Below are 19,995 nucleotides of genomic sequence, written 5' to 3' on the forward strand. Positions count from 1 at the left end.
AAAATGGGGGAGAACCATGATCAAGCAAGCTTTTGCTGCGGGCGCCGCAGCCTTTTTCACCATCACATCCGCCTATGCCGGTCAGCCGCTGAATGACTGGCTTGGCAATTACGTCAAAAACACAGACGGGCTCGACAGCCTGTCGGTTTCAAACAGCGGCGGCAACCTGAGTATTTCCGTCAAGGGAGAATGCACGCCCAATCCCTGTGACTGGGGCTCTGCGCCGGCGACCGCTTATTCCAACTCGGCGGCGACAGACCCGGCGTCAAACACCGAAGCGATCATCGCAACCTACAATCAGGGCTTCGCGACCAAAACCGTCGTTCTTGACGGGCGCGCGGGAAACACCATGCGCGCCCATATTTACACGCATTTCACCGACAATAGCGGCCGTGACGATTACGTCTCGCATGTCTCGCTGAAAAAGGCGCCGCTTGTCTTCACACCGGTTCCGGGCGTGATCGTCGCGACGCCGCTGAAAAACTTCAAGGAAGATTGCGTTTCCCTAAACCCGAATACAGTCTCCGTTGAAAACAAAAACGGCAGCTGGAAAGTTGTCGACGGTTCTCACTGGCTGCTTGATGCGGGCGCCAACAAATCGGAAATGGACCGCGCCAAGCAAATCATCCAGCATTACAGTTTCAACCAGCATTGTTTTGTGGGGCGACCCGATCCGTCGCTGAGCTACTGGCTGACAAGCGGCGCGGCGCCCTCGGGATCGTTTTCCGGAGAGGATTGCATCAACATCAATCCCAATAATCTTTCGATCCAGAATTCCGGAAGCCACTTCACCATTGTCTCCAATGGCAACCACTATGCGTTCACTGCGCCGACGCAAGCCGAAGCGCAGGAAGTGATCAACGTCATTAAATATTACGGCTTCACGAAGTCCTGCTTCGTTGGGCGGCCAGGCCCCTCCATGAGTTATTTACGCAAGTAACCGACGCCCATTATTGACCGTTCACTGCAAGCGGAGCGATGGGCAACCATCGCTCCGTTTTCAGTCGGGACCACTTCTTTCAGACCAGCGCCAGTCGCCGAGCTTCCAGAATTTCCACCCTACCTGCGGCGCGTCCTTAGGCACAGGATCGAAACCATGAGAGCCGAACGGATGACACCGCGTCACCCGCGAAAAAGTCAGCCAGAAGGCGCGGGCGAATTTGTGTTTATGGAAGGCATCGACGCCATATTGCGAACAGGTCGGCTGATGCCGGCATCTGACGCCAATCAGATAAAGCGCCGGCGAGAGCGTTCGCCGGTAGACCCAGATGAGGCCGAGGATCAACCGCCCCGCCGACCCCGACCGTAACCCCGCATTTTTCGCCGCCTCTTCCATGGAGGGGATATAGCCACGCAGCTTTTCCTTGCAATCCGTCCCTCTTGCATTCCGCGGCGGGGGCGTTAGGCAGGCGGCTTCGATTTTTTAACAGGCGGCCCCTTTCCATGTCCCGCATCAAAGCCCGCTTTGAAAAACTAAAAGCCGAGAACCGCGCCGCCTTCATCCCCTTCATCATGGCGGGCGATCCGGACGGCCCCCTGTCGCTTGAGCTGATGAAAAAGCTGCCAGGCGCGGGCGCTGACCTGATTGAGCTAGGCGTCGCGTTCACCGATCCCATGGCGGATGGGCCCGCCATCGCCGCCGCCGGGCTGCGCGCCCTCAAATCCGGCCAGACCCTCCTCAAAACCCTTGAAATGGTTCGATCCTTTCGGGCCGGAGACGATGAAACCCCGATCATCCTCATGGGCTATTACAACCCGTTTTACGCCTATGGGCCGGAGAAATTCGTCGCCGACGCGCATGAGGCCGGGGTCGACGGCCTGATCATTGTCGATCTGCCGCCGGAAGAAGACGCCGAATTGTGCCTGCCCGCCCGCGCGGCCGGCCTCGATTTCATTCGCCTCGCGACCCCCACCACCGATGACGAGCGCCTGCCCATGGTGGTGCGCAATACCTCCGGCTTTGTCTATTACGTCTCGGTCGCCGGGATCACCGGCAAAGGCGCAGGCGAGACCGAGACGGTCAAAACTGCGCTCGACCGGATTCGAACCGCATCGGGCTTGCCAGCAGCCATTGGTTTCGGCATCAAAACGGGTGAAAAGGCTGGGGAGTTCGCCGCCTTCGCGGATGCGGTAGTGGTTGGCTCCGCCCTGGTGGACGAATTTGCCAAGACCCTTGAAGCCAGCCCCGGCGAAGACGATAATGCCATTAACGCAGTTTTGAGGCTGGCGCAGGATATTTCGGGGGCGATCCGCGCCGCACGCTAATGAGCGGTTACGGCCCCAATACACGCAACTGTAATAAGGTAACGTAGAAAGCGCTGTCGTATATGAGCTGGCTCTCCAACATTCCTCCGGGCATCAAAAACATCTTCAAACCCAAGGACGACAATTCTGATGGGCTGTGGACGAAATGCCCGGGGTGCGGCGAGATGATTTTCCAGCGCGACCTCGACGCCGCGCATCAGGTCTGCCCGTCCTGCGATCACCATCTGGCGATTGGCCCGGCGGAACGCCTAGCGCTGTTGTTCGACAATGGCGAGTTTGAAGAGATTGACCTGCCGGAGCCGGTCACCGATCCCCTCAAGTTTCGCGACGAAAAGAAATATGTCGACCGGCTGAAAGAAAACCGGCGCAAGACCGGCCAGCAGGACGCCATGCGCGCCGCCCATGGAACGGTCGATGGCGTCACTGTCGTCGCCATGGTGCAGAGTTTCAGATTTATGGGCGGCTCCATGGGGATGGCGCTAGGCGAAGCGATGCTGAAAGCAGCCGAAGCCGCCATCGAGCGCCGGGCGCCGCTGATTGTCTTCGCCGCATCCGGCGGCGCGCGCATGCAGGAAGGCATTCTCTCGCTGATGCAGATGCCGCGCACCACCATCGCGGTGCAGATGGTGAAAGAAGCGGGCCTTCCTTACATTGTTGTTTTGACGGACCCGACGACCGGCGGCGTCACCGCCTCCTACGCCATGCTTGGCGACGTCAATATCGCTGAGCCCGGTGCGCTGATCTGTTTCGCCGGCCCGCGCGTCATCGAACAGACCATTCGCGAAAAGCTGCCGGAAGGGTTCCAGCGTTCCGAGTTCCTGCTGGAAAAAGGCATGGTGGACATGGTGGTGCGCCGCGCCGACATGAAAGCCACCCTGTCGAAACTCATCCGCGTTCTCGTCAAGGAACGCCGCCAGGGCGTCGCATCCGCGCCGGCGAAAGCCACAGCGCCTGCGAAAATTGCAAAACTGCCAAAGCCGAAAACAACGGCGCTGAAAGAAACGCCAAAACTCGACAAGGCGGCGGAATAGACCCCATACTGATTATTCCGATGACCGGAAGGAAGCGCCCGTGAGCGACATCGAACCCGTGCTCGCGCAGATCGCGAACCGGCGCCCTGTCATTATCGATCTGTCGCTGGACCGCATCAAAGCGGCTCTCACGCGGCTGGGCGATCCGCAACAAAAACTACCGCCGTTTTTTCATGTCGCCGGCACCAATGGCAAAGGCTCAACGGTGACTTTCCTGCGCGCGGCGCTCGAAGCGGCCGGGCATTCGGTCCACGTCTACACTTCGCCCCATCTCGTGCGGTTCAATGAGCGCATTGTCGTCGCCGGAAAAGAAATTTCCGATGCAAACCTGATCGACGCCTTGCAGCGCGTCGACAGCGCCATTGGCGACGACATGCTCACCTATTTTGAAACGACGACCTGTGCGGCGTTTCTCGCTTTCGCAGAGACACAAGCTGACTACGCCGTCATCGAAGTGGGTCTTGGCGGACGGCTCGACGCCACCAATGCCATGGGAACGCCGCTTGCGGCTGTCGTGACCCCGGTCGATCTCGACCATCAGGCGTTTTTGGGGAACACCCTCGGCGAAGTCGCGGGCGAAAAAGCCGGCATATTCCGCCGCGCCGCGCCCGCCGTCATCTCCCGCCAGACGCCGGAAGCCATGGCCGTGTTGCAGGATCATGCGCGCCGCATCGGCGCGCAGATTCACGCCTTTGGCGAACAGTGGAATGCTTATTCAGAGCACGGACGACTGATCTACCAGGACGATGACGGGCTTTGCGACCTCGACCTGCCGCGCCTGCCCGGCGCGCATCAAATTGAAAACGCCGGCACCGCCATCGCCGCCCTCCGGGCCGCGAGGCTGTCGCTGAGCGATGCAACCATTTCCAAAGGCATCGCCGCCGCTCACTGGCCTGCGCGGATGCAGCGCCTGACCAAAGGTCCGCTGATCGACCTCGCCCAGAGCCTGTTGAACCAGGAACCGGAAATCTGGCTCGACGGCGGCCATAACCCCCATGCGGGGCGCGCCATTTCGGCTCTGATGGCCGACATGGAGGCGCGCAGTTCAAAACCGCTGGTGATGATCTCGGGCATGCAGGCCAATAAAGACGCCGCCGGATATTTCGCGCCTTTTGCAGGGCTCGCCCGCGAGGTTTTCTGCGTCGCCGCTGACCATGACGGCGTTCTGTCGCCGGAAGAGGTGGCCAAAGCCGCGCGCGCTGGCGGTCTCTCGGCGCAAGCTTGCGCTTCTCTCGAAGAGGCCATGAAAAAGGCGTGTACGGATAAAGAAAACGAGCCGCCGAGAATCCTCATCAGCGGCTCGCTTTATCTGTCCGGCGAAATTCTCGCCGAAAACGCTTAAGCGGTGGTTTCGCTCAGCACTTGCTGAACCCAGGCGGCAAGCTGGCTCTTCGGCGCAGCGCCGACGCGGGTCGCCACATGTTCGCCGCCCGAAAAAATCATCAGGGTCGGAATGCCGCGCACGCCATACTTGCCAGGGGTTTCCGGGTTTTCGTCAATGTTCACCTTCGCCACGGTGAGCTTGCCTTCATAGTCTTTTGCAATCTCATCGAGCGCGGGCGCAATCTGCTTACACGGACCGCACCATTCAGCCCAGAAATCGATTAGTACAGTGTCGCCGGAATCGAGAACGTCGGCGTTGAAGCTGGCGTCGGTGACGGTTTTGGCAGCCATGGGAATCTCCTGAAACGCTGGAACTGAGAAGATAGCGCGCGCCGGGTTTGTTTCAACCCGTCAGTTTCAGGTCAGTCTCAGGCGCGCGAAAGCGTGATCAAGCATTTCGGAAGGGACCGCCATCAACCGGGCGTCAAAGGTCCATAACAGCGCGCAGACGATCTCATGGTCTGGATAGATTTCCTGTAAAAGCGCGCGGTAAGCGGCGAGCTGCGCCACATAGGCCGGGTCCGCATCCTCGACCCGTTTTGGCGGCGGCCGGTTGGTCTTGTAATCGACCACAAGGACGCGAGTTTGCGACACCGCCAGCCGGTCAATCTGGCCGTTCAGCCTTGCGCTATCCGGCAGCCCCTTGGGCCGCCCGACAATCGGCGTTTCCGCTATGGAGCCCGGCGCAAACACTTGCGCGAATTGCGGGTCATCAAGGACATGCAAAACTTCATCGCGCCAGCGCGCGCGTTCGCCATCATCAATATCCGGCGCCAATCGCTCAAGCAGCCGGTCCGCGGCGCCGCGGCGCTTTTCGGCAGCGACCTCGGGCAGAAGCTCAAGCAGCCTGTGCAATGTCCGTCCACGGAAATATTTATCGCCGCCCGCCACAGGGGAATAGGCGGCGCCGTCACCTACCAACGGCGCAGAAGCGCGCTCTTCCTCACCGTCTAGCTTCGACGGCGTCAGCCGCAATGGCGCCGGCTCTTCGGGCGCTTTTTGTTTCAGCCAAGGCGGCGTTTCAACACTCGCTTTGGCGCCGGGGGGGTCATCGTTTTTCACTGCCGCCGTTTGCTGACAGGAAAGGCGTAGCAAGGGCGCATCGCCGCCTTCCCAAAACGGCGTCTCTCCTGTTTCAACCCGTTCCAGCAGGCGCGCAAATCCGTCATGGGCCAGCGAATGCCAGGATTTAAGGCCTGTCTCTTTATCTTGCGGGTTTTTGCGGTTGCCCTGCTCGATGCCGCAAATGAAAAGCCGGTCGCGCGCGCGCGTCGCCGCCACATAAAACAGACGGCGATATTCCTCATAGGCGAGGCGGGTTTTTTCCTCCCGCGCCTCAGCGCTCAACGGCGCATCCTCAGCTTTGGACCAGGCCAGCAACGGTGCGCCATTCGGCAGCCCGGCGTCTGACGGCGGAACAAGAAGCGGGCCGATATTCCTTATATTCGCTTCGCGATGCGCATCGAGAAGAAAAACAATATCGGCTTCCAGCCCCTTGGCGCCGTGGACAGTCATGACGCGGACCGATTGGTTCTCCCGCTCCATCTCACGCTTGATGTCGCCCGACGCGCCGTCAAACCAGGCGACAAATTCGCGAAGACTACGCGGATTGCCATTTTCGAAATCAAGCGCCTGTCGCAGCAGCTCATCCATGGCGTCTGAAGACGCTTCGCCGAGCCGTTCAAAAAACCGCTGGCGGCCGGCAATGGAACCTGTCTCCAGCACATGAGAGAAAAACGAATAGGGCCCTTGCGCACGCGCCAGCACGCGCGCCGCCATGATTTCTTCAGCGGCGGCTTTCCATTTTTCATTTTCGCCGGCGCGCGCCCGTAGTGATCGCCAGAGAGTCACGCTCTTCCCCCGCCCATAGGCGAGCGGGAACAAATCATCGTCATCGTCAAAACCGAAAAGCGGGCTTTTCAATATCTCCGCAAGTGAAAGATCATCGCTTTGCGTCAGCGCAAACCGAGCATAGGAAAGAAGGTCTTCCACCGCCGGATCGTCGGCGAGCTTCAACCGGTCAGGGCCGGCGACAGGCACGCCCGCCGTGGAAAGGCGCTGGATAATCTCACGAAAAAGCGCCCCCCGGCTTTGCACCAGGATCATAATATCACCGGCCCGGATTGCCCGGCCGCGCGACTCTAACGGCTCCCCTGACTCCAACCAGCCCTTGATTTGTGCCGCTACGCGGTCACACAAAACGCGCACCGGATGGCTCGCCTCCGTCGCGTCCACCGGCGCATCCCAGGGATTGATTTCCGGCTTTTCCGGGCGCGGCGTCAGCGGCCAGATTTCCACTAGCCCCGCCGCGCCCTCGCGGCAGACGCCGTGCGCGGGGATCGGAAATTCGCCAAGGCCTTCCGCCGCCGCTGGGTCGTTGAACGCCGCATCCACGAAAGAGAGCACAGGCTCTGTCGTTCGGAAAGACATGGTGAGCGGTATATTTCTGTATTCCGTGATAGCGCTGAGTTTCTCACCAAGATCGAATTCCTTGGCTTTAAAAAGCCCTACATCAGCGCCCTGAAAGGAATAGATCGACTGTTTCATATCGCCCACGGCGAAGAAACTGCGTGAAATTTCGCGCGCTCCAAGGCCCGAGAAATAATCCGCAAACAGATTTTCAACCACCGCCCATTGCCCGGGCGAGGTGTCCTGCGCTTCGTCAATCAGAATGTGATCGATGCCGTAGTCGAGCTTGTACATGATCCAGGCGGCTTCATGGCGCTGAAACAAGGCTTCGGCGCGCGCAATCAGATCGTTGAAATCGAGCATCGCCCGCGCCGCCTTCGCCTCGGCGTATGCTGTCGCCAGCGCCGCCGTCAGCCGCCAGAAGGCGAGCGTGTCGTCATACAGCGTATGCGCCCGGATCGCCTGTAATTCCGAGAAAACAAGCTCTTTCAGCGTGTTCACATAAGGCCCGACCCACGGATCATGTTTGTCGGTCGCTTTCGACGCGATTTTGTCTACGGTCTTGGATTGATTGGCGACAAGAAAAGTTCTTGTGAGTGCGTCCCAACGCTCTTCATCGCTCTGCGCAGTAAAATAAGCGGATAACCGTTGCGCCGCCGCCTGGGGCTGCTTGCCTTCCGCAGCGAGACCGTTATGAGCGCGGCGCAACTCGTCAACAGAGATTTCTTTCAGGAAATCACGCTTGATCGTATCCGCTGTTTCATCCGGATTGATGGCAAGCTTGTTTGCAAGCGCCGCCGCCGCAGCGTCGATATCGGCAACACCACCGCCTGACGCAGCGGCAATCAACAACTGGCGCAGATCGCCTTCAATGCGTTTGCGCGAAAGCCGGTCGAACGCCGACGCCAGGGCGGCGTCTTCACTGGCGCTGAGGGCGACCGCATCAAGTGCAGCGTTCATCAGCGCCGCCGCTTGTGCGTCTTCAACCACGGTGAAGCCCGGCGGGGCGCCAGCCTCGATTGGAAAACGCCGGAGGACGCTTTCACAAAAGGAATGAATCGTCTGGATCTTAAGGCCGCCCGGTGTTTCGAGCGCGCGCGCGAAAAGCCGCCGCGCCTGCGCCAGATCGTCCGCCGATTTTGGCGTCGTATCAGCGCCTTCCAGCTCAGATAGCTCCTCCAGCAATTTTTCATCGCTGGCGAGCGCCCATTCGCCAAGCACGGAGAACAACCGTTCGGCCATTTCCGCCGCCGCCGCCTTGGTGAAGGTGATGCAGAGAATTTTCTGCGGCGGCGCGCCATCGAGCAGAAGCCGCGCCACGCGATTGGTAAGCACCCGCGTCTTGCCCGACCCCGCATTGGCCATCACAAAGACCGAACGCGCCGGGTCAGCCGCATGACGCTGATTATTGGTGGTTTCCTGAAGCGGGGTCACTCGCCGCCTCCGCCAAAATCACCGGCCCCGTCTTCGGCACCCCCATCGGCGCCTTGCGCATTGCGCTCCTTGCGGCGTGCGAGATGATCATAATCGCCAAACTCATTCATGAATTGCGGACGCGGCTGAGAAAGATAAGCCTGACCCGCGTCAGCGAAATGCCGCAGGATTTCTCTTAGCCCGTCCCGCGCATCCTCGATAAATTCTGTTGCGTCATCGCCTTCGGCGCCGGCGAATTTTTCGTCCGGCTTGCGGGAAATAACGCGCACATATTCAAACCCGGCGACCGGCGCGGCGCCAAGATCCGCGAACCCGCCCGCCTCGACGATCAATCCCGTCAGCGGCAGTTGCGGGCTGAAATTGGTCTTCACCTGGTCAAGGCTTGGCGGCGCGCCGGTTTTGTAATCAATGATAAAAGCGGCGCCGTCAGCGAGCCTGTCGATACGGTCCGCCCGTGCGGTGAGGGTGAAGCTTTCCCCATCGATATCGAGCGTTGCAGCGCCTTCGCCTTCAATGACCACAGGCTCGCCAATATTGCGGCGTGCATTTTCCCAGTCAGCCAGGAACCGGAACGCATCACTTACGCGCGCGCGCCAGAATTGCTCATGCGCGGCGTCAAGGCCGTGATCGGCCGCGTGGTTTTCATATAGCTCGGTAAGCCGCGCTAGTCGCTCCGCCTCCGACGCAAGCTGCGGCTCCGCGACATAGTCTTCCATCACTTTGTGAAAGAGAATGCCCAGATAACGCTGATCGAACGCCTCTCCCAAAGGGTTGAGCTTTCTGAGACCGAGAATTTTCGTTGCATAGATGGCGTATGGATCGCGTAGAAGCGTGCCGATCTGCGTGACTGAAAGAGATGGCGGGCGCGCTTCGACTGGCGGCGTCGGCCGAGGCGCGGGCGCCGCCACAACTGCGCGCGGTTTGTCCAGCAGCGCTGCGAGCGCCTCCGCCTCCGCGCTCTCTTCGACAAGCTCCAGAAGTTCGGCTCCTTTCAGAATGTTCTTGAGACGGACAATCCAGCGTGAGGGCTTTGTGGGCTTTCCCGCAGATCGCGATGATCGCGTCAGCACCACTTCAGGCGCGGCCGCAAGTTGTGCAAAATCATGAGCGGCAAGGCCGATGCGCCGCTCCGGCGACGGCAGGCCCAGATCCTTGCGCATAGGCCGCGACAGGAACGGATCAATCGCCGCGTCACGCGGCCACACGCCTTCGTTCAAGCCCCCTAAAATAACGAGATCAGCCGACTGTAACCGCGCTTCGAGAGGCCCGAGTATCGACAGCCGCGGATGAGCTGGCGCACGGCGGCGCACCGTCCCGCCGGAGATGAGCCGCGCGAAAATATCAGCATATTCCGCCGCTTCATCATGAACTATGAGCGCAAGACCCGGGCGGAGGTTGTTGAGCAGCGCCGCACCAGTATCGCCGTCTTCACCGCTCCAGAGCCGATCAGCGCCGGTTTCCACATCGCTCGCGGCCAAGCTTTCCGCCGCCGCAAGATGAGCTTCAAACCGTTCCGAAAACGCAGCATCTGCGCCCGGCCACAAGGCGTACGCCGCCTCCAGCGACATCAGCAGCCGCTCTACGCCTTCATTTACCGCACCGCTGTTTTCAAGCTTGCGGCGAACGCCGCATAGCCCGGCGCCCGGCTTCAACCCGCGCAATCCCTTATCCATACGGCGGATGGCTTTAGTGCAATCGGCCGCGCTGGCGCCGCCCGAAAACAGCCCGTGATCCATCATCGCCATCAGGCGCACTGGATCAGCCGGGTCGGTGAGCCAGCGCGCAACAAGCCGGAGATAGATGCCGCAAGGCGTATTGGCGAAGGGCGCGCCCGCAGAGTCATCGACAACAACGCCCCAGCGGCGCATTTTCATGGCGACGCGCCGGGCGAGATCGCGATCCGGCGTCACCAGCATCGCCGTTCGTCCCGGCGTCTCGATCACTTCGCGGAATTTCAACGCGATTGCAGCCGCCTCCCGCTCCTCGTCCTTCGCTTCCACAAGCGTGAGGCCGTCAAGCGCGCTGGCGACATCATCACGCGAGGCTTTCGCGGCTTCGGCCCAGTCGCGCCAGTCATCGGAAGCGTCAGCGGGGCGTAAGGCGACGGTGATCAACGCAGCGCGGCGATTTTCCGCGCGCCTCTCAACCGGCCATGGCCGCACATCTTCGCGGGCGATATCAAGGGAATCCAATAGCGCCTTCAACCCGCTTTGCGGGTGCGGCTCATCCACCGCCGCCCAGACATGAGGGCTGGCGGCGAGATCAAGCCCCGGCAACACAACACATCCATAAGGGAAAGACGCTGTCAGTTTCATCATCCGCGCCACCGCCGGCGTGGAACCGGTCGTGCCGGCGATGATCACCGGCTTTTGCGGCGGCGTCTCTTCCCAGCGTTTTGTCTGCAACTCAATGAGAGCGATGCGCCGCGCCGCAGGGTCGAGAAGGTCTTGCGCGGCGAGATGGTCGGGCCAGGCCTCCGTGACGATTTTCAGAAATTCCAGCGATTGGCCCCAATGGACCGCAAGATCCTCGGGTACAATCTTTTCAAGACGCTCCGCCGGTATTTCTTCCGTATAAAGAGAATCTAGCAGACGGCCGAGCTCATCCGCCGCCGAGATGGCGCCCGCCCAGCGCCGTTGACCATCGAACCAGGTCTTGTCCCGCTCCGCAATCCAGCGCGCCAGGACCAGCCGCCGCTCTGCAGACGGAACCGCCGGCGCGAGCGCCAGCTCATCCTCAAATCCTGCGCCGGTCTCAGGTTCGTCGAGCGCGAATTCATCTTCGTCGATATCGCTCAGCGCCTTGATATGCGGCGTCAAGGTCGCGGCCCCGGAAGCCGTCCCCAGAAACGCTTCGGCGAGGGCGCGCGCGGCGCGCCGGGTCGGCAGATAGATGGTCGCGTCGGGAAGATCGAACCCCGCCTCGTGGATCGCCCTCGCGAGCCCGCTTGCGAGATCGCTCAAAAACGGACGCCCCGAGGCGATGGAGAAGTATCGCGGGCCGGGCGCTTTAAAGATAAGCGCCATCACTGGCGCCCGTCTGGCGCCGATTGGGAAAGTCGCGCCTCAGCGTCTTGAAGGCCTTGCGGATCTCCCACATGCAACCAGTCACCGCCATAAACGACGCCATGAAGGCGCCCGCGCGCCGCCGCCTTGTCCCAGAGCATGCGCGTTGAAAACGCCCCGTCCGGCCCTTCATCGATCAGCGACGGCGACAAAATCTGAAGCCCTGTAAAAACATAAGGCGCCGCATCGCCCGCGCGCAGCGCAATTCGTCCGTTAGCGGAGCGATTGAAATCGCCGCGCCCGTCATAGCCGCTGGTTCGTGCAATCGGCACAAGCAGTAAAAGGGCGTCCATTTCTGCGCTTTTCCAAGCTTCTGAAAGCGCTGCACAGGCTTCCGGCCCATCGCCATCAATCATGATCGCATCAGTGTTCGTGCAAAAGACAGGATCGTCGCCAAGCCGCGCCCGCGCTTTTTTGAGGCCTCCGCCGGTCTCCAGCAACAGACCGCGCTCATCGGAAATAATGATCTCCGGCGCCGGACGCGCCGCCACATGGGTCTCCACCTGATCTGCGAGATAATGCACATTGACGACTGCACGCGTAACGCCCGCATCGGCGAAACGGTCCAGCGCATAATCCATCAACGCCTTTCCGGCGACGGGGATCAGCGGCTTCGGCGTGTCATCCGTCAGGGGCCGCATGCGTGTGCCGAGCCCCGCGGCAAGCACCATGGCGGTGTGCGGTATGCCCATTACACAAGCTCCGGCAAATGCTGGGCGAAGAAGGCGCGCAGCGGCGCAATTTCGCTTCGCGACAGATCGCGCCGGAAGTGAGCCTCGACCCGGGGCAACAGGTCAAGATAGCGCGGCTTGTTATCGCGCTTGGCGAGACGCGCGAAGATGCCGAGAATTTTGGCGTTTCTTTGCGCCGCCAGGATCGCGTAATCGCGCCTGAACCCGTCAGAGTCGAATTGCGGCCCGCCCAGGCTCCTATAATAGGCGATCATTTTTTCGGCGAGCGCCGGATCAACATCGCGGCGCGCGTCCTCCAACAGGGAGACGAGATCATAGGCGGCGTGACCGAACAGCGCGTCCTGAAAATCAATAACGCCCGCCTTTTCGACACCGTCCCGTTCCGGCAACCATAAGAGGTTTTCCGCATGATAATCGCGCAGCACATAGACATGCGGGGCCGAAAGTCCGCTGACGACATCGCACCAGAGAGCTAAATATTCCGCCATCAGATCATCGCTGGCGGACGCACCCTTTTTCAACGGCCAATACCACTCAATCAGCAACGCCGCCTCAGTTTCGAGCGCCAGCGCATCATAGTCCAGCATTGTATAGGCGTCGTCCCGCGGCGGCTTCGCGCCGCTGCCATGGAGCCGCGCCAGCGCATCAATCGCCGCGCGATAAAGTGTTTCTTCATCGACCTTCCCGACAACCCGCGCAAAAAGATCGTCGCCAAGATCTTCGAGCAGAGCAAAGCCGGCGACAGCATCCGCCGCGTAAACTTCCGGCGCGGAAAGCCCTGCCGCCCGCAAGGCTGTGGACAGGGAGGTGAACGCATTGAGGTTGGGTCCGGCGAGCCGCGCCATGGCGTTGTAGCCAAGGGCGCGCCGTGAGGCCTCATCCGCATCGGGAGGAGAAGCGGGCGTCTCGGCGCCTGGCGGCGCAATCATCAGCACGGCTGGTTTTCCATCCAGTTGCAAGCGCTGATAACTGCGCGTCGAGGCGTCGCCGGCAAGCGCCGCCGCCTCCGCCGCACCCCAGCCGGCGGCGTCCAGAAATTTGAGCCGCGCTTCATCCCGGTTATTCACAATTCGTCACTCGCTTCTGTTCACTGTTTACCACTGGCGTTTTACGCGATTCCCGCCGCACTGAGCCGGGGCTTCCACGGCGCATCGCCTTCGAGCCGGGCGACGCGCGCCGCGCCGGCGACCTCAAGCCGCACGGTCAAGGCGCCATCCGGCAGGAGGCCCTCTATGCGCTCGGGCCATTCGATCAGCGTGAGCCCTCCGTCTAGCGCCTCTTCAAGGCCAAGCTCCCATACATCCTCCGGCGCTTCGAGGCGGTAAAGATCAAAGTGCCATAAGGCGAAGTCAGGCCCGTCATAGGTCTCAACAAGGGTGAAAGTGGGGCTTGGCGCGTCCGGAACGCCGGTGAGCGCGGCGATCAGCCCCCGCGCCAGGGTGGATTTTCCAGCCCCCAGATCGCCCTCCAGCCGGAGGATGTCGCCGCCGCGTAAAACCGGCGCCAGGGCCGCGCCCAACGCCCCCGTCGCCTGCTCATCCGCCAAGTCCAACGCCCTCAAGAGCATGCAACGGCCTTTCCGCTCGCGAAACTCGCCCAAAAAAAGCTTGCCCTCTCGCCCTGATCCCTTACATCCACGGCTTCGTTTTCCATTTCAGTCGCTAGCCGAGTCTCATGCCCAAAATCACTTTTATCGAAAATAACGGAACCGAACATGTCGTCGACGCCGAAACAGGCGTGTCGGTGATGGAAGCGGCTGTCAAGAACATGGTGCCGGGCATCGACGCCGACTGCGGCGGGGCCTGCGCCTGCGCCACCTGCCATGTCTATGTGGACGAGGCCTGGGCTGAAAAAACCGGCAAAGCGGAATCCATGGAGGAATCCATGCTCGACTTCGCTTATGAGCCGAAGGCGAATTCACGCCTGTCCTGCCAGATCACGGTCAGCGATGCGCTTGATGGCCTCGTCGTGCGCCTGCCCGAATTCCAGGGCTAAGCCGCGACCCGCTCACCTGATTAACCTCTTTGTTCTTGACGTCGTGCAGCCTCGCGGGTTTCAATGAACAAATGCAGAACACCTTATTGCTCCCGGAAGCGGCTGACGCCGACCCTTGCCGCCCTGACCGCACTCTCGCCCTGACCCGTGGCGTGACACGCCTGTTTCTCGATCTTGGCCTCGCGCCGCTTTGCGAATTTCGTCTCGCCAATGGCCGGCGCGCAGATGTCGCCGGCATAGACCGTAAGGGCCGGCTGATCATCGCCGAGGTCAAATCCTGCCGCGCCGATTTCGAGGTCGATCAGAAGTGGCCTGACTATCGCGATTATTGCGACCAGTTTTATTTCGCCGTGGACACGGACTTTCCCCGCGATCTTCTGCCCGGCGATGAGGGCCTTATCATCGCTGATGAATATGGCGGCGCCATTGCGCGCACGGCCGAAGACCGGCCGCTTAACGCGGCGCGACGCAAGGCGGTCACCTTACGCTTCGCCCGTCAGGCGGCGGCGAGAAGTTTCGCCGTCGCCATTGATTCGTAAATTCAGTCCGTAAGCGGATTTATTGCAAAGCCTATTGAGGCGTGAGGCGCAGGATTTTTCCGCCTGTATTATCCTGATAGATTTCCGTCGCAACATAAATCGCGCCATCCGGCCCGACGCGAACATCGCGCACACGCTCGCCGCGATCCAGGAGATATCGCTCTTCACCGGCAGGCTTGTCGCCATCCATGATGATATGATGCAGCGCGGCGCCGGACAGGCCGCCCGCCAGCAAATCACCGTCCCATCCCTCGAAGAGATCGCCGCGATAGACAGCAAGCCCGGAAACGCCGATGGATGGCGTCCAGTATTTCACCGGCTGGGTGGTGCCTTCATATTCCGTAAACGGAGAAATCTTGGCGCCATTATAATCGATGCCATAGGTCGCCAGCGGCCAGCCATAATTATTGCCGCGCTCGATAATGTTGATTTCATCGCCGCCGCGAGGCCCGTGCTCATTTTCCCAGAGAATGCCGCGCTCCGCGTCATAGGCGAGGCCTTGGGGGTTGCGATGGCCCTTGGTGAAAAGCTCCGGCCGTTCGCCGTCGCCGAAGGTCGGGTTATCGTCAGGAATAGAGCCGTCCTCATTGAGGCGGATGATCGAGCCGAAGCTCGACGTCATGTCCTGCGCCTTTTCCTTGTATTTCGATCCTTCGCCGATGCTCGCATAAAGCTTGCCATCGCCGCCCCACACCATGCGGGCGCCATAATGGTGCCCGGTATCTTTCAACGGCTTGGCGTCGTACAGGACTTCGAGATCGGACAGCGAAGACCCGTCAAAAACCGCGCGCGCAATCCGCGTCGCATTGGCTTTCTCCGTGCCATGGGCGTAGCTGATGTAAAGTACGCCATTTTCCTCAAAATCGGGATGGAGGAGGATGTCAAAAAGGCCGCCCTGATTGAAGACGAGCACTTCCGGCACGCCGGCGACCGGCTCGGCCACCAGTTCGCCATCACGAATGACGCGAAGCCGCCCGTCCCGCTCGCTGAAAAGAATATCTCCGCCCGGCAGAAACGCGATGGACCAGGGAAAAGCGAGCCCGTCCGCCAGAACCTCGACATTGAGCGCAACCTCGCCCTCCTGCGCCGGATCGGCCAGGGTCTCCTGCAGACTTTCATCACCGCCGCCTTTTGGCGCCGACGCCTCGCCACCGCCGGAACACGCCGCCGCCAGCGCTGCACAGCAGGTCATCATGAAAAAACGGGTTGTCATCGCCATGGCCGGGCCCTTTCATTTGGGATAAAACTTCGCCGCCATGGGTAGGCGGCGCCAGCTATCGCCGTCAATATGAAGAACGAAGCAATTGCCGCCATTTTACTGCGCCGCGGCATGTGAGGGGCCTGATGAACGCCGGAAACGCCATAAAAACAGCAATCGCCTATCTGCTTTCTGTCATTGCGGCCTATCTCCTGTCCGTCGCGTTTTACACGCAGCAGGTGATCGCGAAGATGCAGGCCGTTGGCGCGGTCTATTCAGGCCAGCAACAGATCAACACTTTCGTCGACAATCTCACCGGCCTTTGGCAATTGGCCGCCATGATCGCGATAGCGCTCATGATTGCATTCGTCGTCGCTTTTTTTGTGAAGCGGGTTCTGAAACCGCTGGCGCCAATCGCCTATCCGGCAGCGGGCGGCGCGGCGATCCTGCTCATGCTGTATCTGATCGAACAGCAACTTGGCGGCGGCGCCGGCGTCATCGGCGGTGCGCGCGACGCAACCGGTCTCGCCTTGCAGACTCTCGCCGGCTTCCTTGGCGGCGCCGTCTTCGCCTTCATGCGCCCACGCTAACCCTTTCCTTGTTTTCTTTTTTGGAGTCGCCTTCATGAAATCGGTATTCCTGCGCAGCCTCATCGCCGGCGCATTCTTCTTTTCCGCAGCCTCAGCACAGGAGGAAGTGCAAGAAGAGCTGGCGCCAGCCATACTCGCGACTGAAGAAAACATGCAGGACGAAACAGCGCCGCCCGACACGCTCGATCAGATCATGGACGATCACTGGGCCTGGACGCTGTCGGAAAATCCGACCTTTGCGACCACGCTTGGCGTGCGCGATTATGACGACCAGCTTGGCGATCCCTCGCTTGAGGGCGAAGCGCGGCGCGAAACAAAAACTGCTGCCTTCATTGCGCGCCTCGAAGCATTGGACACTGAAAATTTATCCGCAGATGACGCCATCAATTACAAACTGCTCTTGCTCGACCTTAAAAACGATCTCGACGGGGCGCAGTTCGGCGGCAAATATTTCCTGATGAGCAATCGTTACGGCCCCCAGAACGAGATTACCGATCTCCCCAGTCAATTGCCGTTTTTCACCCTCGCCGATTATGAAAGCTATGTGGCGCGCCTCGAAGCCGCGCCGACTTTCCTGAAAGCCGCAACCGAAACCTTGCGTGCTGGCGCGCAAGCCGGCTGGACGCGCCCCTGCGCCGCCATGGACGGCGTTGAAGAAACCATCCGATATCATGTCATCGATGACGCGAATGACAGCGTTTTGATGAAACCGTTTGAAAAGCCGCTAGCGACGATTTCAAAACGCAACTGGCGCCAATTGAAAGCCGACGCCGCCGACGCCATCGACGATAAGGTTATTCCAGCCCTCACGGCCTTCGCCGATTTCTACGCGACGGAATATGCGCCAGCGTGCAAACAAGAAGTCGGCGCCAGCGCTCTGCCGGACGGCCTCGCCTATTACACTCATCGCGCTCAGGTTTATACGACCACCGACAAAACGCCGGCTGAAATACATAAAATCGGCTTGTCCGAAGTTGCGCGCATACGCGCCGAAATGGAAAAGGTGATTGAAACGACAGGATTTGAAGGCGACTTCAAAGCGTTTCAGGAATTCTTGCGCACCGATCCGCAATTCTACGCCAAAACGCCGGAAGAACTGATGGCGGTGAACGCACTGGTCGCCAAGAAAGCCGACGGCGCTTTGACGCAATTGTTCACACGCCTGCCGCGCATGCCTTACACGTTGAAGCCCATTCCGGAAGAAATCGCCGAAGGCACGACCACCGCCTATTACGAACCCGCAGCCGGCGACGGCAGCCGTCCGGGGGTATATCGCGTCAACACATCCAAACTCGAAACACGTCCGCTTTATGAAATCGAAGCGCTGACGCTGCATGAAGCGGTGCCAGGCCATCATTTGCAAATCGCGCTGGCGCAGGAAACGGAAATTCCCGACTTCCGCAAATATGGCTTCTTCACTGCGTTTGTCGAAGGCTGGGGCCTTTACGCCGAAAGCCTTGGACGCGATGCGGGATTCTATGAAGATCCCTATTCCGACTTCGGACGCCTGTCTTACGAAATGTGGCGCGCCTGCCGTCTCGTCGTCGACACCGGACTTCACGCGCAAGGCTGGTCGAAACAACAGGCGATCGACTATATGGCCGACAACACGGCCCTGTCGCTTCACAATATCGAAGCGGAAGTGAACCGTTACATCACCAATCCGGGCCAGGCGCTCGCCTATAAAATGGGCGAGTTGAAAATGCAGGAATTGCGCAAACGCGCGTCAGACGCACTCGGCCGCGAGTTTGACCTGCGCAAGTTTAACGACGCGCTGCTCGCCAGCGGCGCGGTTCCCCTGTCGGTGCTCGAAGACAATATCGACGCCTGGATCGACGAGCAGCAAAACTGATGTCTGGCCAAAGGCCCATTGCCGCTGCTTCGCTGAAAGGCTAAGGAGCGGCAATGCAGGACGACTTGGCAGCCATGATCCGCAATACCGCCGCGCGTGTGCGCGCGCGAGATTTCGCATGGGCGGCTGGCATTAGTGCGGGCGTCTGCGCCGGACTGCTGATTTCAGGCTATGCAGACTGGCAAATCGTGCTGATTGTCTGGGCCGCTTTTATGGCGGCGCTCGCCGTTCGCTACCGCTTTTCATCCGGCCGCGTCTGGGCGGCGCCGGTGCAGCGCATCGTCGACACGCAGATGGAGGCGCAACAGGCGGAGCTCGCACGGTTGCGCATTGTGCAAGGGGTGGCCCGCGCCCTGCCTGAGCCGATATTCGTTCTTGATGCGGACGGCATAGTCGAACACGCTAATCCCGCAGCGCTGGAGCTTGTGGGCATGAAAGAAGCCGCGGGCCGGCATTTCGCTTCCGTTCTGCGCGCGCCCGAAGTGTTTGAAGCGGCGGAAGCCGTCCTCTCCTCGCATGAATCCCAAAGCGTCGAGTTCACAACAATTGGCGGCGTCGAGCGCACCTGCCGGGCTTCGATCACGCCCATTGACACCGGCGACGCCGACTTACAGCCGCATCCGCGCACACTTGTTTTCATTCGCGACCTCACCAGCGAGCGTCGCGTGGAACAGATGCGCGCGGACTTTATCGCCAGCGCCAGCCATGAACTGAGAACGCCGCTCGCCTCTGTGCTCGGCTTTATCGAAACCTTGCGGGGGCACGCCAAGGACGATCCGGAAGCGCAGGAAAAATTCCTGTCGACGATGCAATCACAAGCCGAGCGCATGCAGCGGCTTGTCGCCGATCTCATGTCATTATCGCGGATCGAACTCAATGAACATGTCCCCCCGCGAGCGCGCGTTGATCTCGCCGACATCGCCAATGACGTCATCGATAGCCTTGCGCCCTTGCTCCAGTCCGGCGGCGCCATTGTCGACTTCATCAAGGATAATGATCAGTCTACGAATATTCGTGCAGATCACGACGAGATCTTTCAGGCGATTCAAAACCTCATCGACAACGCCGTAAAATATGGCGGCGATCCAGCGATGGTGAAACTGCGTGTCGGACGCGGCGCCTCCCCGACGCCGTTCAGCGACGGCCCGCCCGCCCATCGCGCCGGCGACAGCGCCGAACAGGTGGCCGCGCGTCTCGGCGTCGGCGTTGACGATCTTGTCTATGTTCAAGTCCGCGATTTCGGCCCTGGCATTGAACGGGCCGACCTGCCGCGCCTCACCGAACGGTTTTACCGGGTCAATATTGAGCGCAGCCGCAAAAGCGGCGGCACCGGCCTCGGTCTCGCCATCGTCAAGCACATCATGAACCGCCACAAAGGCGGCTTTCAGATCGAGAGCCGGCTCGCCGGCGGCGCCGCCTTTACCTGCTATTTCCAGCACGCGGACTGACACGCGGACCGGGCCTCACAGCAATTTCTCACTGAACGGCGCAAAAAATGCGCCTTTCCTTTGCGCCTGACAAGAATTTGTCATAAATAATGGG

General features: G+C 60.4%; 17 protein-coding genes. 9 read left to right on the forward strand and 8 right to left on the reverse strand.

Annotated elements, in window-relative coordinates; genetic code table 11:
• Nucleotides 1-16: 16 nt before the first annotated feature.
• Nucleotides 17-940 carry a hypothetical protein gene (locus ACFOOP_RS03905; RefSeq protein WP_379879554.1) on the forward strand — a complete coding sequence of 308 codons (924 nt, stop codon included), beginning with the start codon at nucleotides 17-19 and terminating at the stop codon, nucleotides 938-940.
• Between the two features lie 60 nt (nucleotides 941-1,000).
• Here the strand turns inward: ACFOOP_RS03905 and yidD are convergent, their stop codons facing one another.
• Nucleotides 1,001-1,285 (reverse strand): membrane protein insertion efficiency factor YidD, encoded by a 285-nt coding sequence (yidD, locus tag ACFOOP_RS03910; protein WP_379879555.1) that lies wholly within the window; start codon nucleotides 1,283-1,285, stop codon nucleotides 1,001-1,003.
• Between the two features lie 158 nt (nucleotides 1,286-1,443).
• Here yidD and trpA point away from each other — a divergent pair, with 158 nt between their 5' ends.
• From trpA to ACFOOP_RS03925, 3 genes are all read left to right on the forward strand, one after another.
• Nucleotides 1,444-2,265 carry a tryptophan synthase subunit alpha gene (trpA, locus tag ACFOOP_RS03915; protein WP_379879556.1) on the forward strand — a complete coding sequence of 274 codons (822 nt, stop codon included), beginning with the start codon at nucleotides 1,444-1,446 and terminating at the stop codon, nucleotides 2,263-2,265.
• Nucleotides 2,266-2,327: 62 nt separating this feature from the next.
• On the forward strand, nucleotides 2,328-3,296 hold the full coding sequence (gene accD / locus ACFOOP_RS03920; protein WP_379879557.1) for an acetyl-CoA carboxylase, carboxyltransferase subunit beta: 969 nt from the start codon (nucleotides 2,328-2,330) through the stop codon (nucleotides 3,294-3,296).
• 40 nt (nucleotides 3,297-3,336) lie between these two features.
• Nucleotides 3,337-4,638 carry a bifunctional folylpolyglutamate synthase/dihydrofolate synthase gene (locus tag ACFOOP_RS03925; RefSeq protein WP_379879558.1) on the forward strand — a complete coding sequence of 434 codons (1,302 nt, stop codon included), beginning with the start codon at nucleotides 3,337-3,339 and terminating at the stop codon, nucleotides 4,636-4,638.
• Here ACFOOP_RS03925 and trxA read toward each other — a convergent pair.
• From trxA to tsaE, 6 genes are all read right to left on the reverse strand, one after another.
• Nucleotides 4,635-4,970 carry a thioredoxin TrxA gene (gene trxA, locus ACFOOP_RS03930; protein WP_379879559.1) on the reverse strand — a complete coding sequence of 112 codons (336 nt, stop codon included), beginning with the start codon at nucleotides 4,968-4,970 and terminating at the stop codon, nucleotides 4,635-4,637. The two genes, ACFOOP_RS03925 and trxA, sit on opposite strands and share 4 nt — an antisense overlap.
• Nucleotides 4,971-5,036: 66 nt before the next feature.
• Nucleotides 5,037-8,522 carry a double-strand break repair helicase AddA gene (addA, locus tag ACFOOP_RS03935; RefSeq protein ID WP_379879560.1) on the reverse strand — a complete coding sequence of 1,162 codons (3,486 nt, stop codon included), beginning with the start codon at nucleotides 8,520-8,522 and terminating at the stop codon, nucleotides 5,037-5,039.
• Nucleotides 8,519-11,548, reverse strand: coding sequence for a double-strand break repair protein AddB (gene addB, locus ACFOOP_RS03940; protein ID WP_379879561.1), 3,030 nt, complete (start codon nucleotides 11,546-11,548; stop codon nucleotides 8,519-8,521). Before addB ends, addA begins: the two co-directional genes overlap by 4 nt.
• Nucleotides 11,548-12,279: a nucleotidyltransferase family protein gene (locus ACFOOP_RS03945; protein WP_379879562.1), complete on the reverse strand. Its 732-nt coding sequence runs from the start codon at nucleotides 12,277-12,279 to the stop codon at nucleotides 11,548-11,550. Before ACFOOP_RS03945 ends, addB begins: the two co-directional genes overlap by 1 nt.
• Nucleotides 12,279-13,346: an aminoglycoside phosphotransferase family protein gene (locus tag ACFOOP_RS03950; RefSeq protein WP_379879563.1), complete on the reverse strand. Its 1,068-nt coding sequence runs from the start codon at nucleotides 13,344-13,346 to the stop codon at nucleotides 12,279-12,281. The genes ACFOOP_RS03945 and ACFOOP_RS03950 overlap by 1 nt, the downstream gene beginning before the upstream one ends.
• Before the next feature lie 41 nt (nucleotides 13,347-13,387).
• The gene (tsaE, locus tag ACFOOP_RS03955) at nucleotides 13,388-13,846 is read right to left on the reverse strand and encodes a tRNA (adenosine(37)-N6)-threonylcarbamoyltransferase complex ATPase subunit type 1 TsaE (RefSeq protein ID WP_379879564.1); all 459 of its coding nucleotides are present in this window, start codon (nucleotides 13,844-13,846) and stop codon (nucleotides 13,388-13,390) included.
• A gap of 107 nt (nucleotides 13,847-13,953) precedes the next feature.
• Between tsaE and ACFOOP_RS03960 the strand changes: the two genes are divergently transcribed.
• Both ACFOOP_RS03960 and ACFOOP_RS03965 read left to right on the forward strand, forming a co-directional pair.
• Nucleotides 13,954-14,274, forward strand: a complete 321-nt coding sequence (locus ACFOOP_RS03960; protein WP_379879565.1) for a 2Fe-2S iron-sulfur cluster-binding protein — start codon at nucleotides 13,954-13,956, stop codon at nucleotides 14,272-14,274.
• A gap of 71 nt (nucleotides 14,275-14,345) precedes the next feature.
• Nucleotides 14,346-14,813, forward strand: coding sequence for an MmcB family DNA repair protein (locus tag ACFOOP_RS03965; RefSeq protein WP_379879566.1), 468 nt, complete (start codon nucleotides 14,346-14,348; stop codon nucleotides 14,811-14,813).
• Nucleotides 14,814-14,844: 31 nt separating this feature from the next.
• Here ACFOOP_RS03965 and ACFOOP_RS03970 read toward each other — a convergent pair whose 3' ends face one another.
• Complete coding sequence (locus ACFOOP_RS03970; protein WP_379879567.1) at nucleotides 14,845-16,032, reverse strand: PQQ-dependent sugar dehydrogenase; 1,188 nt, start codon at nucleotides 16,030-16,032, stop codon at nucleotides 14,845-14,847.
• Nucleotides 16,033-16,157: 125 nt separating this feature from the next.
• Here ACFOOP_RS03970 and ACFOOP_RS03975 point away from each other — a divergent pair, with 125 nt between their 5' ends.
• The 3 genes from ACFOOP_RS03975 to ACFOOP_RS03985 are packed head-to-tail and all read left to right on the forward strand — an operon-like array spanning nucleotide 16,158 to nucleotide 19,901.
• Nucleotides 16,158-16,601: a hypothetical protein gene (locus ACFOOP_RS03975; RefSeq protein WP_379879568.1), complete on the forward strand. Its 444-nt coding sequence runs from the start codon at nucleotides 16,158-16,160 to the stop codon at nucleotides 16,599-16,601.
• A 34-nt stretch (nucleotides 16,602-16,635) separates the two neighbouring features.
• Complete coding sequence (locus ACFOOP_RS03980) at nucleotides 16,636-18,453, forward strand: DUF885 domain-containing protein (protein WP_379879569.1); 1,818 nt, start codon at nucleotides 16,636-16,638, stop codon at nucleotides 18,451-18,453.
• Nucleotides 18,454-18,506: 53 nt separating this feature from the next.
• Entirely contained in the window at nucleotides 18,507-19,901 is a 1,395-nt protein-coding gene (locus ACFOOP_RS03985) for an ATP-binding protein (protein WP_379879570.1), read from the forward strand.
• The last annotated feature ends 94 nt before the right edge of the window (nucleotides 19,902-19,995 follow it).

Source organism: Hyphococcus aureus, from assembly GCF_042643165.1.
GTDB classification, from domain to species: Bacteria; Pseudomonadota; Alphaproteobacteria; order Caulobacterales; family Parvularculaceae; genus Hyphococcus; species Hyphococcus aureus.

What these genes read in the sequence shown, in the direction of transcription:
- ACFOOP_RS03965 (WP_379879566.1), top strand. Translation starts at nt 14,346, where the DNA reads ATGCAGAACACCTTATTGCTCCCGGAAGCGGCTGACGCCGACCCTTGC.
- tsaE (WP_379879564.1), bottom strand. Translation starts at nt 13,846, where the DNA reads ATGCTCTTGAGGGCGTTGGACTTGGCGGATGAGCAGGCGACGGGGGCG.
- ACFOOP_RS03905 (WP_379879554.1), top strand. Translation starts at nt 17, where the DNA reads ATGATCAAGCAAGCTTTTGCTGCGGGCGCCGCAGCCTTTTTCACCATC.
- ACFOOP_RS03960 (WP_379879565.1), top strand. Translation starts at nt 13,954, where the DNA reads ATGCCCAAAATCACTTTTATCGAAAATAACGGAACCGAACATGTCGTC.
- ACFOOP_RS03985 (WP_379879570.1), top strand. Translation starts at nt 18,507, where the DNA reads ATGCAGGACGACTTGGCAGCCATGATCCGCAATACCGCCGCGCGTGTG.
- ACFOOP_RS03945 (WP_379879562.1), bottom strand. Translation starts at nt 12,279, where the DNA reads ATGGGCATACCGCACACCGCCATGGTGCTTGCCGCGGGGCTCGGCACA.
- ACFOOP_RS03980 (WP_379879569.1), top strand. Translation starts at nt 16,636, where the DNA reads ATGAAATCGGTATTCCTGCGCAGCCTCATCGCCGGCGCATTCTTCTTT.
- addB (WP_379879561.1), bottom strand. Translation starts at nt 11,548, where the DNA reads ATGGCGCTTATCTTTAAAGCGCCCGGCCCGCGATACTTCTCCATCGCC.
- trxA (WP_379879559.1), bottom strand. Translation starts at nt 4,970, where the DNA reads ATGGCTGCCAAAACCGTCACCGACGCCAGCTTCAACGCCGACGTTCTC.
- ACFOOP_RS03970 (WP_379879567.1), bottom strand. Translation starts at nt 16,032, where the DNA reads ATGGCGATGACAACCCGTTTTTTCATGATGACCTGCTGTGCAGCGCTG.
- accD (WP_379879557.1), top strand. Translation starts at nt 2,328, where the DNA reads ATGAGCTGGCTCTCCAACATTCCTCCGGGCATCAAAAACATCTTCAAA.
- ACFOOP_RS03975 (WP_379879568.1), top strand. Translation starts at nt 16,158, where the DNA reads ATGAACGCCGGAAACGCCATAAAAACAGCAATCGCCTATCTGCTTTCT.
- trpA (WP_379879556.1), top strand. Translation starts at nt 1,444, where the DNA reads ATGTCCCGCATCAAAGCCCGCTTTGAAAAACTAAAAGCCGAGAACCGC.